The organism is Pseudonocardia sp. D17 (assembly GCF_036984265.1).
In the GTDB taxonomy this organism is placed as follows: Bacteria; Actinomycetota; Actinomycetes; order Mycobacteriales; family Pseudonocardiaceae; genus Pseudonocardia; species Pseudonocardia benzenivorans.
This window is the reverse complement of the sequence record NZ_BPRG01000014.1, coordinates 1-14,069: the sequence shown is the minus strand read 5'-3', so window position 1 is coordinate 14,069 and position 14,069 is coordinate 1. Positions and strand designations below refer to the sequence as shown.

Sequence of the window (14,069 nt, the reverse complement as noted above, 5' to 3'; positions counted from 1 at the left end):
CTGCGGGTCAGGACTCGGGGGCGAGCAGCGACGCCTGGTAGCGGCGCATCCCGCGCAGCCACCGGTCGTAATCGGACCCCTTGCGGCGGTACATCTCCAGCACCTCGGGATGCGGCAGCACGAGGAAGCGCTCGTCGTCGATCGCAGCGAGGACGCTCTCGGCGACCTCGGCCGGCTGCAGCCCCGAGCCCGCCTCGACGACCGAGCGTCCGGCCGCGGCCCCCATCGGGTCGTCCGACGTCGTCGCCGCGCGCAGCATGTCGGTGTCGACCCCCATCGGGCACAGGCAGCTCACCCGCACGCCCCGGTCGCCGTAGGTGATCGAGAGCCATTCGGCGAAGCCGACGGCGGCGTGCTTGCTGACGGCGTAGGCCGCGGACCCGATCTGGGTGAGCAGGCCCGCCGCGGACGCCGTGGCGACGAAGTAGCCCTCGCCGCGCTCGAGCCAGCCCGGCACGAGCAGCTTCGCGGCCCGGACGTGCGCGCGGACGTTGACGTCGATCGTGCGGTCCCACTCGTCCTCGGTGGCGTCGAGGCCCCCCTTCGGCCCGATCCCGGCGTTCGCGCAGTACACGTCGACCGGGCCGAACTCCCGCTCCGCGAGCGTGATCAGCCCGGCGATCGCCGTGGCGTCCGCGGCGTCGGCGGCGGCCCCGACGGCGACGTGCGCGCCCGCGGCGGCATCGGCCTCGGCGGCGACCCGGTCGGCCGCGGCACCGTCGACGTCGGAGACGACGACGCGCGCGCCCGCCCCGGCGAGCGCTGCGGCCAGTGCGGCCCCGATCCCGCCTCCTCCGCCGGTGACGACGGCGACCTTTCCCGCGACCCGCACTGCGACCTCCTCGTCGACTTCCCCTCGAAAGATATAGATGAAATCAAATTCAGGTTCAATGCCGGTGTGGGCGCGGCCTCACCCGGCACACGCTCACCCGGTGATCCGCAGCGCGTTCGTCCACAGCCGCGTGAGGGTCTCGACCAGCTCGTCGAGCTCCCACGGCTCGCCCTGCACGAACGTCAGCTGCGCCATCCGGCTGACCATGCTCGACAGGGCCGTCGCGGCCAGCAGCGCGTCGAGCTCCGGATCGGCGACCCCGCGCACCTGCAGCTCGCGGATCGCCCTGGCGTTGCGCCGGGTGAAGGCCTCGCTGCGCCTGCGGCGCAACTCCCGGACGCCCTCGTCGATGTCGGCGACCTGGTCGAGCAGCCGCATGAGCCTGGCGTTGCGCGCGTATGCCTCCAGGTAGGCACGGTTGGCGGCTTCGATGACGGCGACCGGGTCGTCGGTGCCCGTCATCTCCCGGACGTTCGGGTGGAGCATCTCCTCCTTGGCCTCCTCGAGGACCGCGGCGAAGATCTCCTCCTTGTTCGCGAAGTACGTGTAGAACGAGCCCACCGCGCAGCGGGCCTCCGCCGTGATGTCGGTGAGCCGCGCGTCGATGTAGCCGTCGCGCTCGAACACCCGCCGGGCCGCCGCCACCAGCGCCGCCCGGGTGCGCAGTCCCCGCGCCGTGCGCGGCAGCTCGCGCGTCTCCCGCCCCACGTCCATGCGGTGACCCTATCCTGAATTCGAGTTCAACATCAGAACGTGGCTTGTCGACGGCCGCGTGACCGGACGAGACTGCCGACATGACCGACGCACCGCGTCAGCTCCCCTACGCCGGCGAGACCGTGCCCGTCCTCGGCGCCACCGACGCGCTCGCCTTCTGCGAGATGACGATCCCCGCCGGGTTCGGCGGTCCGCCACCGCACATCCACCACGGGTTCGACGAGGCGATCTACGTCCTCGACGGCGAGCTCACCTACCTGACGGGGCGCTCCGACCCGGTGCCCGCACCGCCCGGCACGCTGATCCTCGCCGAGCGCGGGATCCGGCACACGTTCGCGAACCCGGGCGACACCCCGGCCAAGGTGCTCGGCATCTGGAGCCCGGCGTCGGCGCTGGATTTCATGTCCGAGATCGGCGCGGCCCTGCCCGCCTCGGGACCCCCCGACCCCGACGTGGTCGCCGAGATCTACCGCCGCCACAACGGCGTGATCGTCCCGTAGCGCGCCGCGCGTCAGCGGTCGTCGCCGAGATCGCGCAGGTCTGCGCGCAGCTCCCGGACGTCCTCCTCGATCCTCGGCAGGGTGTCGCCGGTCAGCCGGCCCCACTGCATCTGCAGGACGGCGTGCGCCTCGTCCGCCGCGACGCCGAGCAGCTCCTGCAACGCGGCCGCGGCCGTGGGTCGGTCGGGCGCGGCGGTCACGGCGGCGGCGACGTCGGCGGGCCTGCGCAGCGCCGCGGCCAGTGCCTCGAGCGTGCGCAGCCGCCTGCGCGTCTCGTCGAGCCGGTCGGCCCGCTCCCACGACGACGGCTCCGGCCGCTGCCCGGCCGGCGCTGCGGACCGGGCGGCGGGCCGCGGGGGCTCGCCGCCGGGGAACGTCGCCATGAGGACGTCGTCGACGAGGACGCCGTCGATGCGGAACTCGCCGCGCAGCACGCCCTCGATGCCGAACCCGCACCTCGCGTACAGCCGGCGCGCCCCCGTGTTGGGGCCGAGGACGCGCAAGCTCACCTTGACCGCGCCCGCCCGCGCCGCCCGGTCGACGGCGGCGAGCACCAGCGCCCTCCCGACCCCGCGCCTCCCCAGCCCGGGGTCGACCGCGAGGCCCCGGATCTCACGAACGTGCCGGTGCGCCGGGATGGGCAGGGTGTCGCCGAGCGCGACGTAGCCCGCGACCGCGCCGTCGACCTCGGCGACCAGGACGTCGTCCGTTCGCGTGCGGTCGGAGAAGAACGGCGTACCCGGTGCCGGGGGCGGCGCGGGTGAGCCGGCGGAGGTCCAGGTCAGGACGTCGATGCGGGCGAGGGCGGCATCGTCGTCGGCACGGGCGTCGCGGACCTCGATCCCCATGGGCACACATCCTGCCCCGCCCCGATCCCCGTCCCGCGCAACCGCACCGTCGCCGTCGCGGCGTCTCGGCGCGCCGGGGTTGCGCGCACCACGACCGGCGTAACCCCGCCGTCGTCGGGGCGCCGCGCGACAGCAGTGTGGTCGCGGCCGAGGTCCTGCGCCGCACGCCCCATGACCCACATCGACCCGACGTCTAATTCGTCCTACTCTGTCCGATTGTGGGTGAGACGCGGGTGCCGCGGCTCGACGCCGACGGGCTCGTGCTGCGCGGGTTCTGCGAACACGACCTCCCGATGGTCGTCGAGGCGTCCTGCGACGGCGCCATCCCCCGCGTGACGACGGTCCCCGCCTGCGCCGACGAGTTCCGGGCACGGGCGTGGATCCGGCTGCAGTACGCCCGGGTCACCGACCGGGTCGGCTATCCGTTCGTCATCGCCGACTCCGACACCGACGAGCCGCTCGGGCAGATCGGGCTCTGGTTCCTCGGCGTCGGGCCCGGCCGGGCACGGATCGGCTACTGGGTGCTCGCGCGCAACCGCCGCCGCGGGCTGGCGACCCGCGCCCTGCAGACGTTGTCCCCCTGGGCCCTCACGCTGCCCGAGGTCGAGCGGCTCGAGCTCTACGTCGAGCCCTGGAACAAGGGTTCGTGGCGGGCGGCCGAGACCGCGGGCTTCCATCGCGAAGGTCTCATGCGCGGCTGGGAGGTGGTCGGCACCGAGCGCCGGGACATGTACATGTACTCACTGCTGCGCTCGGACGTGGCGTGAGGTCAGCCCAGCGAGCGCAGCGCCGACCGGGTCGCGCGCCAGCGTGAGCTCACGGCCGCGGGGTCGTGCAGCCGGAACCGGATGCCGGACTCGACCGTCGCGTACGGCGCGGTGTCGGAGCGGGCCTCGACGACGCGCCCGTCGAACACCTGCAGCTCCAGCCCGCTCTCGCGGGGGGCGACCTCCACGCGCACCGCGAACACCTCGGCGTCGACGACCGCGACGAGCGTGGCGCGCCCGGTCGCGAGCAGGTTGCGGGTGGCGGTGCTGGCCGGCCAGGTCGCGAGCCGGAGCCGGACGTCGTCGAGCGCGACGATCTCGCCCACGCTGATCAGCGCCTGGTGCGGCCAGCCGCCGTCGGCGACGGTGAGCAGGGCGATCGTGAAGCCCTCGTTGTCGTCGGCGGCGAGCTCGCGGGCGAACGGCGCGGGCAGCCGGGAATCCAGCACGGTACTCAGGACATCTCCCCCATCCGCAGGTCGGACGTGTGTTCGGCGCCGATCCTGCCCTCCCACAGCGCACCCGTCCGCGGACGACGATGCCACGACCGTCGCACGGCCGTGGCGTCGAGGTCGAGCGCGGAGCCCGGAGAGGTAGTGCGGCACGCACACCGATGCGCGTCCGGGCGGCCCGTGCCCCGAACGCGCATCGAGTCGGTCGCCGGACGGCCGGCTCGGCGACGCCCCCACAGGTGTCGTCACCGGCCGATTCTCGCCGCCCGGGCCGGGCTCAGCTGTTGTAGTGGGAGTACTTGTCGTCGTGGCAGCCCCACTTGTCGTCGTCCCACTTGTCCTTGCCGTAGTCGTCGTCGCACTTGCCGTACTTGTCGTCCCAGCAGTCGTCGTACTTTCCGTACTTGTCGTCGCAGTCATTCCACTTGTCGTACTTGTCGTACTTGTCGTCGCACTTGTCGTCCCACTTGCTGTCCCACTTGTGGTCGTAGTCGTGGTCGCGGGACTTGGAGTGGCAGCTGCTCTTGAACATCGGTGGGCTCCCATTTTTCTCGTTGTGTTCGGAGTGACTTTTTGATGTCGCCCCGTCCGTTGAGAAATACTTTGCCCGGTTCCTGCCACGATGAGGACCGAGCAGGCCCCCGACCTGACCGGACCGAACCCCCGAGCCGCGGCGGGGGCAAACCCCACGTGCCGGTCAGTCGGCTGCCGGCCCGCGGCGCATGGCCCACGCGTCGCCGACCAGCTCGGCGAGCCGCGCCTCGTCGAGCGCCTCGAGACGCACCATGACCAGCGGAAACCCGTCGTAACCCGGGGCGGTGAAGAACAGGTCGGGCTCGCCGAGCAGCAGCGCCTGCTTCTCGGCCTCGTCGCCGACGTACAGCACGGCGACGTCGGTGCGGATCACCCGCCGCCGGCCCGGTACCCGCTCCGGGTAGGACCAGACGAATCCCTTGCCGCCCACCCGGAAGTCGAAGCCCTCGCTGTCGATCTCCTCGACGTCGTCCAGCGCGAGCGCGAGCCTGCGCACGTCCTCGGCGTCGGCCACTTGTCCTCCACACGTGATCCCGCCCAGCACGTGGCTCCGCGCAGTATCGCGCGCGACCCGGACATTCCCACGCGCCCGTCCGTCGCGGCGGCCAGGATGGGCCCATGCTCCTGCTGGCCCACCTCAGCGACCTGCATCTCGACGGCAGCGCCCGCGCCCGCGAGCGGGCCGCCAGGGTGCTCGCCCACATCGACGCGCTGCCCCGGCGCGTGGACGCGATGCTGGTCACCGGCGATCTCACCGACCACGGCACCGACGACGAGTACCGCGAGGTGCGCGACCTGCTCGGCGACCGCGGGGCGCTGCACTGCCCCGGCAACCACGACGACCGCGCCGCCTACCGCCGGACACTGCTCGGCGGCACGGGCGACGAGCCGGTGGTCGGGGCGCACGACCTGCCCGACGCACGCATCGTCCTGTACGACTCGACGATCCCGGGCGAGGCCGGCGGCGAGCTGACGGCGTGGACGGCCGACCGGCTGTCCGAACTGCTCGCCGACGCGCCCGCCACCCCCACCTTGCTCGCCTTCCACCACCCGCCCACGCCCCTGCACATCCCGGAGATCGACGCGATCCGCCAGCGCTCGTCGGAACGCCTCGACGCGCTTCTGAGGGCGAACCCGCAGGTCGTCGCCCTGCTGTGCGGGCACGCGCACACCCCGGCGGTGACGACGTTCGGCGGCAGGCCGCTCGTCGTCGCGCCCGGGGTGCGGTCGGGCCTGCGGCTGCCGTGGGAGGGACCGATCCTGCTCGCCGACCGGCTCCCGCCCGGGCTGGCCTTTCACGTCCTCGACGGCGATCGGCTCACCACCCATTTCCGGCTATTGCCGGACGTGTGAGTTTCCGCGGCGAAATTCGGTGGCCCGGCCGGAACCGCCTGGTTTAGCCTTTCGTTCGTCCGTGACACACACCGAGGGGGTGAGACCTGTGAACGTTCCATCGATCCGGGTGCTCCTCCCGTCGTCGCGGGCGGTCGGCTGACGAAATGGTCGCCGGGAGCACCCACTCCCGAGAGGCGACTGCCATGAAACCAATCGAATTCACGACCCGTACCTCGTCCGACGGCGTGCTCGAACGCGATTTCGTCGTAGACGACGTGCCCGGTGTCCTCTGGTCCGCCGAGACGGGCCCGACCGGGCCGCTCGTGCTGCTCTGCCACGGCGGCGGCACCCACAAGCGGGCGGCCGCGATGTCGGGCCGGGCGCACAAGCTCGTGCTCGACGGCGGGCTCAGCGCCGTCACCCTCGACGCCCCCGCGCACGGCGACCGGCCGCGCTCGGCCTACGACGAGGAACAGGTCGAGATCATGCAGCGACTGATGGCGGCGGGCGACCCGGTCGGTCCGGTCGTCGAGGAGTACAACGCCGACATCGCGCGCCGCGCCGTCCCGGAATGGCGGGCGACACTCGATGCGCTGCAACGACTCCCCGAGATCGGTGCCGGCCCCGTCGGGTACTTCGGGCTGAACATGGGCACCGCGATCGGCATCCCGCTCGTGGCCGCCGAACCACGGATCGCCGCGGCGGTGTTCGGCGTCTTCTGGCACGACTCAGTGGCCCCCGCCGCGAAGGAGATCACCGTCCCGCTGGAGTTCGTGATGCAGTGGGACGACGAGCACATCCCTCGTGAGCAGGGCCTGGCGTTGTTCGACGCCTTCGGCTCGACACAGAAGACGTTGCACGCCAACGCGGGCCGCCACAAGGAGGTCCCGCGGTTCGAGTCCGACAGCGCGACGCGGTTCTTCGTCCGCCATCTCCTGAGCTGACCGTGGGTGGCGATAGTCGCTACAGCGACTATCGCCACTCACAGGGCCACGCAGACCCGGTAGGGCAGCGGCTCAGCCGCAGCACTCGACGGCGGCGGTGCCGGTCGCCGCGGCCGGCACCCCGCACTCGCACGACGCGTCGGGCCGCGCCCCGACGGGGTGGATCGACGTGGCGTCGGGCGCGTCGGCCTTCACCGTGTAGACCTCCCACGGCTCGCGGCCCGGCCCGTGCACCCACACCTTGTCCTGCAGCGCGTAACAACACGTGGTGTCGTCCTCGACGCGGGTGGCCAGGCCCAGCCCGGACAGGCGCTCCGTGGCCGCGTGCACCTCGTCGGCCGTCCCGACCTCCACACCGAGGTGGTCCATGACGGTCGGCCCACCTGCCGGGCCCTCGATGAGCACCAGCTTCAGCGGCGGTTCGGCGATCGCGAAGTTCGCGTACCCGGGACGGCGCTTGGCCGGCTCGACGCCGAACAGCGACCGGTAGAAGTCGATCGAGCCCTCCAGGTCGGAGACCCGCAGGGCGAGCTGCACCCGAGACATCCCACTCCTCCTTGATTCGATGGATATCGAAGCACGAGGTTGCACCCTGATTCGACGGCTGTCAACCTAGAAACATGTCGAAGCAGACGCTCCCGATCAGTGACGTCCCCGCGCCCGGGCCCCGCGCGTCGGAGGCGTGCTGCTCGCCGTTGACGCGCGAGCCGCTCGGCGAGGACCGCGCGGTGGAGCTCGCCCGGGTGTTCAAGGCGATGGGCGACCCGGTGCGGCTGCGGCTGCTGTCGATGATCGCCTCCCACCACGGCGGGGAGGCCTGCGTGTGCGAGCTGACCGGCGTCTTCGACCTCAGCGGGCCGACCATCTCCCATCACCTCAAGGTGCTGCGCGAGGCCGGGCTGATCACCGGCGAGCGGCGCGGGACCTGGGTCTACTACCGGGCGGTCCCGCAGCGGCTGGGCGAGGTCGCGGACCTGCTCGACCTCACCCCGGCGACGTGACCCCGCTCCCGCTCCGCCGTCGGCTGCTCGCCGACGGCGTCGGGCGCGTCCTCGTCGCGGACCGGGTGGTGTAGCCGTGGCCAACCCGGGACGCAGCTGTCCCGTCGCCTACCGGTACCGGCCCGAGGACCTGGCCGGGCCGGTCGCGTTCGCGACGTCGACGCTCTACGTCGTCGGCGGGCTCTACGGCAACACCCGGGCGCTCGACGCGGTGCTCGCCCGGGCCGCCGAGGAACCGTCCCCACCCGAGATCGTGTTCAACGGCGACTTCCACTACCTCGACGTCGAGCCCGACCGGTTCGCCGCGATCGAGGCCGGCGTCCACGACCACCACGCCACCCTCGGCAACGTCGAGTACGCCCTGACCGCCCCCGACGACACCGTGGGGTGCGGCTGCGACTACCCCTCCTACGTCGCCGACGACGTCGTCACGAACTCCAACCTCGTCGTGGCCCGGCTGCGCGGGTCCGCCGGGCCGACCGCCGCCCGCGAGCGGCTCGCCGCGCTGCCCCGCCATCTGACCGTCGACGTCGGCGGCCACCGCGTCGGCGTCGTCCACGGCGACCCCGAGAGCCTCGCCGGCTGGCGCCTCGCGCTCGAGGCCGTCGACCCGCCCGACCACAGCGCCCGCACGGCCACCGGCTTCGCGGGGACGGCCACCACACCGGAGACCGTCGTCGACTGGTGCCGGCGCGCCGACGTCACCACGCTGTGCTGCACCCACACGGGGCTGCCGTACATCCAGGACCACGTCGCCGGCGGCCGCCGGTACGTCGTCGCCAACAACGGGTGCGCGGGGCTGCCGACCTTCCGCGGTCGGCGGTTCGGGGTCATGACGCGCATCTGCGCCGACCCGCGCCCGCCGGCCGACGGTCTCTACGGCGTCGCAGTCGACGGCCTGCGGGTCGACGCGGTACCCGTCCGCTACGACCACGACCGCTGGCACGACGACCTCCTGCGCGCCTGGCCACCCGGCTCCCCCGGCCACGCCGGCTACGCCGCGCGCGTCGACCGCGGAACCTGGCTCACGGTCGAGCACGCCGCGCGCGGGGACGTCGTCCTCGGTCCGGCCGCACCCACCTGACCCGCTGTGACGTGCCGCGCTGCGGCGGAACCCGTCCGCGGCCGTGCCGCAGACTCGTCGACGTGAGCACCCCGACGATCCGGCTCGCGACGGCCTCCGACGCCGCGGCCGTCGCCGCGATCTACGCGCCCTACGTCCGTGACACGGCGATCTCGTTCGAGACGACCCCGCCCGACACGGCGACGATGGCCCGCCGCATCGACCACACCCTGCAGCGGCTGCCGTGGCTGGTCGGCGAGATCGGCGGCCGCATCGTCGGCTACGCCTACGCGGGCGAGCTCAGGCAACGGCCCGCCTACCGGTGGGCCGTCGAGGTCAGCGTGTACGTCGACCTCACCGCGCGGCGCACCGGGCTGGGCCGCGAGCTCTACCGCGTCCTGCTCGACATGCTCGCCGCGCAGGGCCACATCCAGGCGTTCGCCGGCATCACGCTGCCCAACGACGCCAGCATCGGGCTCCACCGGACGCTGGGCTTCGCGCACGTCGGGACCTGGCACGACGTCGGCTTCAAGCTCGGCCGCTGGCACGACATCAGCTGGTGGCAGCGGCGGCTGCGCGAACCGGCGGACACCCCCGCCGATCCCCTCGCGCCACCCGGTCAGGGCTGCCCGGTCGACCAGGTCACCGCTCCGCTCGGTATGTGACGCGGACCACGCTCCCATTAGGCTCGGGGTCCCTGGGTCGAGCTCGACGGCGCACCGACCGGACGCGCGTCGCAGCAGCGACCCGTCTGTGCACGGCAAGGAGGCCGTCTCCATGAAGCTCGCTCTGTACCTGCCGAACTTCCGCACCGAGGTGACCGTCAAGGATCTCGAGGACCTCACCGCCCTCGCCGAGGACCTCGACCTCGACTCCGTGTGGACGCTGGACCGCATCGTCGTCCCGGAGTCCTCGGACCGCGGGGAGCTGCAGTACCCCTTCGGCATGATGGAGGGGCTGCCCAACGCGCTGCCGGTCGCCGCACGCGGCACGTTCCTGCAGGGCTTCCCGCTGATCCCGTGGCTGGCCGCGAAGACGACCAAGGTCCGCATCGGGATGAGCATCATCGACACCCCGTTCCGTGCCCCCGGCGTCCTCGCCGCCGAGCTGGCGACGATCGACCACCTCTCCGACGGCCGCCTCAACGTCGGTGTCGGCTCCGGCTGGATGCCCGAGGAGTTCGCCGCCGCGAGCGCCGCGCACATCTTCCCCAAGCGGCACAAGCACGTGCGCGAGACGATCGAGGTCCTGCAGGGCGTGTGGACCAACGACATCTTCGAGTACCACGGCGAGTTCGCCGACTTCGAGCCCTGCGGCTTCGGCGCCAAGCCGATCCAGAAGCCGCACCCGCCGATCTTCTTCTCCGGGCTGAAGGACCCGAAGCGCTCGGCGGCTCGCATCGCGAAGTACAACCTGTCGGGCTGGATCGGCATCCAGGACTCCCCCGAGGACATCAAGAACTGGCGCAGCGCCATCCAGCGAGAGCTCGACGAGCTCGACACCAAGCGCTCGGTCGACGACCTCGAGGTCTGCAGCATGCTGTGGACGGTGATCACCGACGAGGAGACCGACCAGTCCGACCAGGGCCGGGTCACCAACCTGATGGTCGGGACCGCCGGTCAGATCACCGACCGGCTCAAGGCCTACAAGGAGGCCGGGCTGACGATGCCGCTCATCTGGCCGCCGTTCGCCGACGTGCCCGTCGCCAAGACCATGGACGACCTCAAGCGGCTCAAGGAGGAGATCCTGCCGAAGGTCAACGCGGGCTGAGGCGTGGCACACGGGCCCCGGGTCGCACCGGGGCCCGTGGTGTCCGCGCAGCAGCGGCCGGGTCGCGGCCGACCGGCTCACAGATCCGAGACTCACAGATGAGTTCCGGCCCGCGCGGCGGTCTCCTCCGCAGAGCGTCGAACTCCGGAGGACCCCCATGACGACCGCCCCGCCCCACCCGTCCACCGCACGGCCCGGCCGCCCGCCCGTCGTCGACCTCGCGACGTGGCAGGCCGCCCGCGCCGAGCTCCTGGTCCGCGAGAAGGCCCACACCCGTGAGGGCGACGCCCTCGCCGCGGCGCGTCGCCGGCTGCCGATGGTCGAGTTCGACGGGACGGTGCAGGTCGTCGGAGCCGACGGCCCGGTCCCCTTCCTGGACCTGTTCCAGGGCCGCGAGGAGCTCGTCGTCTACAAGCACATGTGGTGGGACGGCGCGCCGCACCAGGGTCAGTGCGAGGGCTGCACCACCGCGGCCTGGCACGTGCACGACGCCGCCTACCTCCACGCCCGCGGCGTCTCCTACGCCGTCCTCACGGTGGGCCGCTGGCCCGAGGTCGCCGACTTCGTCGAGTTCATGGGCTACACCGAACCCTGGTACTCGGTGCGCGACGTGCCGGCGCCGGTGGGCGAGGACATGGGCCACATCACGTGCTTCCTGCGCGACGGCGACCGCACGTTCCTCACCTACTCGACGACGGGGCGCGGCAACGAACGCGTCAACTTCTCGCTCGGCCTGCTCGACATGACGCCCTACGGCCGCCGCGAGGCCTGGGAGACCAACCCCGAGGGCTGGCCCGAGGGGCGGCCGCCGGCGTGGCGCACCGACGCGGACGGACACATCACCTGGGGTCCGACGAGCCGCCCCGTCCCGCAGTGGGGCCGCCCCGGCGCGACACCCGTCGAGACCCTCGGCCGCGACGGTTCCTGCCACTGAGGGCCGACCCGCACTCAGCGTTGCCGTACCCGGGCTCCGAGGCGGTCGATGACGTCCGGGGCCTCGATGATGACCTCGGCCAGGTCACGCAGCTTGTGGTTCAGGCGTTGCGACGCATCGACCAGGAAGCCGAACGCCTCGTCGCGCGCGACGTTGCGCCGCATCATCACCACGCCGACGGCGGTCCCGATCTCCCGGCTGCTGGCCAGCGCGGTCTCGAGGTTCTCGACGTTCTCGTGCTGGCCCGCCGCGAGCAGTGCGACGGCGGCATGCGCGGCGAGGATCGCACCGACGGCGCGCGACTCGCCGGTGAACGCGTGAGGGCGCCGCGCGTAGAGGTTCAACGCGCCCGCGGTGTCGTCGGCGGTGTAGAGCCGGAAGCACAGCATGCTCGCGACGCCGATCTCCTTCGCCGCCTTCTCGACGAAGCGGGGCCACAGCCGCGACGCCTGCGCGAGGTCGTCGATCGCGTAGACGGCGTGGTCGGCGATCGCGTCGAGGGCCGGCCCCTCACCGAGGCGGTACTGGATGGCGTCGACGCGCCGGACGACCTCGTCGGTCGCGGCGACGGTGGTCACCCCGCCGCGCCGGGCGATCAGCGAGATGCTCGCGTGGTCGCAGCCCGGAACGATCTCGACCGCCGTCCGCGTCACGACATGGCGGGTCTCGGTCGGGTCGCTCGCTGCCTCCAGTGCCCGAGCAACCGACGCGAACGTGTCGGCGAGGTCCTGGGAACCGGCCACACGGAAAATCGTAACCAGATCGAAGATCGCCCGCATGGCTCGTGGAGTGGGTGGGTAGGGGGCGCGCAGGGCTCGGCTCGGGCGCGTCCGGGTGGCGTCTCAGGTCCGGCCGGTTCCACCCACGAGCCGGCCGGACCGTCCTCCGGCCCACGCGCGCGGGCCCCGGTCGTGGATCGCGAGTCCACGTCAGTGCCCGGAATTGTTGCGGCGCGCGGGAGTCACCGACCGGACCGCCGATGAGTCGGGCGCCGTCGGACAGTCGGACGGGTACCGACACCCGTCCGAGAGGATGACGATGACAGAGCCCACGCACGAGTTCACCGATGGCGTCTACGGCTGGATCACGCACACCGACTTCGCCAGCGACGACGTCGAGGCCACGCGGGCCTGGTGCGCCGACGTCCTCGGGTGGTCCTTCCGGCCGCCCTTCCCCACGGGGTCGGGCGACTACCACCTGTTCGCCTACTCGGACGTCGGCGGCGGGGGCATCCGGCGGACGGCCCCCGCTGAACAGCCCGGCAGCACGCCGACGGTGCACGTCCGGGACACACACGCCGCCTTCGCCCACGCCGTGGAGGCCGGCGCCGAGCCGGTCACGCCGCCGACGAAGATAATGCCGGGCGTGTGCACCGCGCTCGTCCGCGCGCCGGGAGGTGTGCTGATCGGCTTCTCCGGTCCGACCGACTGAGGTCCTCGACGACCGCCTCGGATCGGGGACCCGGCCTCGGGTTCGGGCCCGGGTGGCCGAAGTCGGTTCAGGCCGGAGCTCGGGTTCGGGCTTCAGACCTGGGTTCAGCCCCCAAACCGGGTTCGGGCCCCGGCTGGCGGGCGTCGACCCCGGGTGATCATCGAAGCAGGGACCTGAGCGCATCCACGCGCCGATGTCCCTCACCTCACGATCACCCCGGCCAACGCCCTGGGCCCGTGACACCCCGGGCGCCCGAGCCTCGGATGATCACCGAGCCGGGGACCTGAGCGCAGCCACATGCGCCCAAGTCCCGCGAGCCGCGATCACCCACGGAGACCTACTCTGGAGCACCACAGCAAGCACGCCTGCCTGCGCCCCCAGACGCCCCAACCCCGCGGATGATCCCTTACACCGGGACCTCAGCGCACCCACATGCGCCCAAGTCCCCCAACCGACGATCACCACTGGCAACGCCCCGCCAGCGCGACCTCACCGGGGCCTGCCGCAACCCCGAGCCCGCCGCAGCCTCGGGCATCCCAGCCGCGGGTGATCATCGAGGCAGGGACCTGAGCGCCGCCACATGCGCCCATGTCCCGCAACCGGCGATCACCAGCGGACACCACAGCGAGCCCGCCTTCCCCGTGGCGCCCTGACCCGCGGATGATCACCGTGCCAGGGACCTGAGCGCATCCACGCACGCCCATGTCCCGCGTGCGGCGATCACCCACGGGACGCGACACCCCGGGGCACCGCACGAACGCACCCGGCCCGCTCCGGGCCCCCGACCCCCCACCCCCGCGATGATCACCTGAGCGCATCGACGTGCGCCCATGCCCTGCAACCGACGATCACCGGCCACCCCACGCCCCGCCAACACGCCGGGGGAGTGTCTGATCTTCGGTGTAACTGGTCTGTAGCTCCGGGCGTGTCCCGGGGGAAGGACC

At 72.5% G+C, this 14,069-nt stretch carries 18 protein-coding genes; 10 read left to right on the top strand and 8 right to left on the bottom strand.

Annotated features, from left to right (window positions below; genetic code table 11):
- Nucleotides 1–7: 7 nt before the first annotated feature.
- Together PSD17_RS02290 and PSD17_RS02285 are read right to left on the bottom strand one after the other, a co-directional pair.
- Complete coding sequence (locus PSD17_RS02290) at nt 8–832, bottom strand: SDR family oxidoreductase (protein WP_339121206.1); 825 nt, start codon at nt 830–832, stop codon at nt 8–10.
- 93 nt (nt 833–925) lie between these two features.
- Entirely contained in the window at nt 926–1,546 is a 621-nt protein-coding gene (locus tag PSD17_RS02285) for a TetR/AcrR family transcriptional regulator (protein WP_013673119.1), read from the bottom strand.
- Between the two features lie 80 nt (nt 1,547–1,626).
- Here PSD17_RS02285 and PSD17_RS02280 point away from each other — a divergent pair, with 80 nt between their 5' ends.
- A complete protein-coding gene (locus PSD17_RS02280) occupies nt 1,627–2,046 on the top strand; it encodes a cupin domain-containing protein (RefSeq protein WP_339121204.1) in 420 nt (139 codons plus the stop codon).
- Nucleotides 2,047–2,057: 11 nt separating this feature from the next.
- Here PSD17_RS02280 and PSD17_RS02275 read toward each other — a convergent pair whose 3' ends face one another.
- A complete protein-coding gene (locus PSD17_RS02275; protein ID WP_339121202.1) occupies nt 2,058–2,894 on the bottom strand; it encodes a GNAT family N-acetyltransferase in 837 nt (278 codons plus the stop codon).
- Between the two features lie 218 nt (nt 2,895–3,112).
- Between PSD17_RS02275 and PSD17_RS02270 the strand changes: the two genes are divergently transcribed.
- Nucleotides 3,113–3,661: a GNAT family N-acetyltransferase gene (locus PSD17_RS02270; protein ID WP_339121200.1), complete on the top strand. Its 549-nt coding sequence runs from the start codon at nt 3,113–3,115 to the stop codon at nt 3,659–3,661.
- Nucleotides 3,662–3,663: 2 nt separating this feature from the next.
- Here PSD17_RS02270 and PSD17_RS02265 read toward each other — a convergent pair whose 3' ends face one another.
- From PSD17_RS02265 to PSD17_RS02255, 3 genes are all read right to left on the bottom strand, one after another.
- On the bottom strand, nt 3,664–4,110 hold the full coding sequence (locus PSD17_RS02265) for a hypothetical protein (RefSeq protein ID WP_339121198.1): 447 nt from the start codon (nt 4,108–4,110) through the stop codon (nt 3,664–3,666).
- A gap of 280 nt (nt 4,111–4,390) precedes the next feature.
- Complete coding sequence (locus PSD17_RS02260; RefSeq protein ID WP_013673114.1) at nt 4,391–4,645, bottom strand: hypothetical protein; 255 nt, start codon at nt 4,643–4,645, stop codon at nt 4,391–4,393.
- A 165-nt stretch (nt 4,646–4,810) separates the two neighbouring features.
- Complete coding sequence (locus PSD17_RS02255) at nt 4,811–5,161, bottom strand: MmcQ/YjbR family DNA-binding protein (RefSeq protein ID WP_013673113.1); 351 nt, start codon at nt 5,159–5,161, stop codon at nt 4,811–4,813.
- 104 nt (nt 5,162–5,265) lie between these two features.
- Here PSD17_RS02255 and PSD17_RS02250 point away from each other — a divergent pair, with 104 nt between their 5' ends.
- On the top strand, nt 5,266–6,000 hold the full coding sequence (locus PSD17_RS02250) for a metallophosphoesterase (protein WP_339121195.1): 735 nt from the start codon (nt 5,266–5,268) through the stop codon (nt 5,998–6,000).
- A gap of 185 nt (nt 6,001–6,185) precedes the next feature.
- Nucleotides 6,186–6,926 (top strand): dienelactone hydrolase family protein, encoded by a 741-nt coding sequence (locus PSD17_RS02245; RefSeq protein ID WP_339121194.1) that lies wholly within the window; start codon nt 6,186–6,188, stop codon nt 6,924–6,926.
- 72 nt (nt 6,927–6,998) lie between these two features.
- On the opposite strand, the gene PSD17_RS02240 is transcribed toward PSD17_RS02245, so the two are convergent.
- The gene (locus PSD17_RS02240) at nt 6,999–7,472 is read right to left on the bottom strand and encodes an ArsI/CadI family heavy metal resistance metalloenzyme (protein WP_339121193.1); all 474 of its coding nucleotides are present in this window, start codon (nt 7,470–7,472) and stop codon (nt 6,999–7,001) included.
- Between the two features lie 74 nt (nt 7,473–7,546).
- On the opposite strand from PSD17_RS02240, the gene PSD17_RS02235 reads away from it, so the two are divergent.
- The 5 genes from PSD17_RS02235 to PSD17_RS02215 all read left to right on the top strand — a co-directional run bounded on the left by PSD17_RS02235 (nt 7,547) and on the right by PSD17_RS02215 (nt 11,694).
- Entirely contained in the window at nt 7,547–7,927 is a 381-nt protein-coding gene (locus PSD17_RS02235) for an ArsR/SmtB family transcription factor (RefSeq protein ID WP_339121192.1), read from the top strand.
- 76 nt (nt 7,928–8,003) lie between these two features.
- Complete coding sequence (locus PSD17_RS02230; protein WP_339121190.1) at nt 8,004–9,011, top strand: hypothetical protein; 1,008 nt, start codon at nt 8,004–8,006, stop codon at nt 9,009–9,011.
- A 62-nt stretch (nt 9,012–9,073) separates the two neighbouring features.
- Nucleotides 9,074–9,655, top strand: coding sequence for an arsinothricin resistance N-acetyltransferase ArsN1 family B (locus PSD17_RS02225; protein ID WP_013673107.1), 582 nt, complete (start codon nt 9,074–9,076; stop codon nt 9,653–9,655).
- 112 nt (nt 9,656–9,767) lie between these two features.
- Complete coding sequence (locus PSD17_RS02220; protein WP_013673106.1) at nt 9,768–10,760, top strand: LLM class flavin-dependent oxidoreductase; 993 nt, start codon at nt 9,768–9,770, stop codon at nt 10,758–10,760.
- 157 nt (nt 10,761–10,917) lie between these two features.
- Nucleotides 10,918–11,694, top strand: coding sequence for a DUF899 family protein (locus PSD17_RS02215; protein ID WP_339121187.1), 777 nt, complete (start codon nt 10,918–10,920; stop codon nt 11,692–11,694).
- 14 nt (nt 11,695–11,708) lie between these two features.
- Here PSD17_RS02215 and PSD17_RS02210 read toward each other — a convergent pair whose 3' ends face one another.
- The gene (locus PSD17_RS02210; RefSeq protein ID WP_041759284.1) at nt 11,709–12,437 is read right to left on the bottom strand and encodes a GAF and ANTAR domain-containing protein; all 729 of its coding nucleotides are present in this window, start codon (nt 12,435–12,437) and stop codon (nt 11,709–11,711) included.
- A 295-nt stretch (nt 12,438–12,732) separates the two neighbouring features.
- Between PSD17_RS02210 and PSD17_RS02205 the strand changes: the two genes are divergently transcribed.
- Nucleotides 12,733–13,125 (top strand): VOC family protein, encoded by a 393-nt coding sequence (locus tag PSD17_RS02205; protein WP_013673104.1) that lies wholly within the window; start codon nt 12,733–12,735, stop codon nt 13,123–13,125.
- Nucleotides 13,126–14,069: the final 944 nt, after the last annotated feature.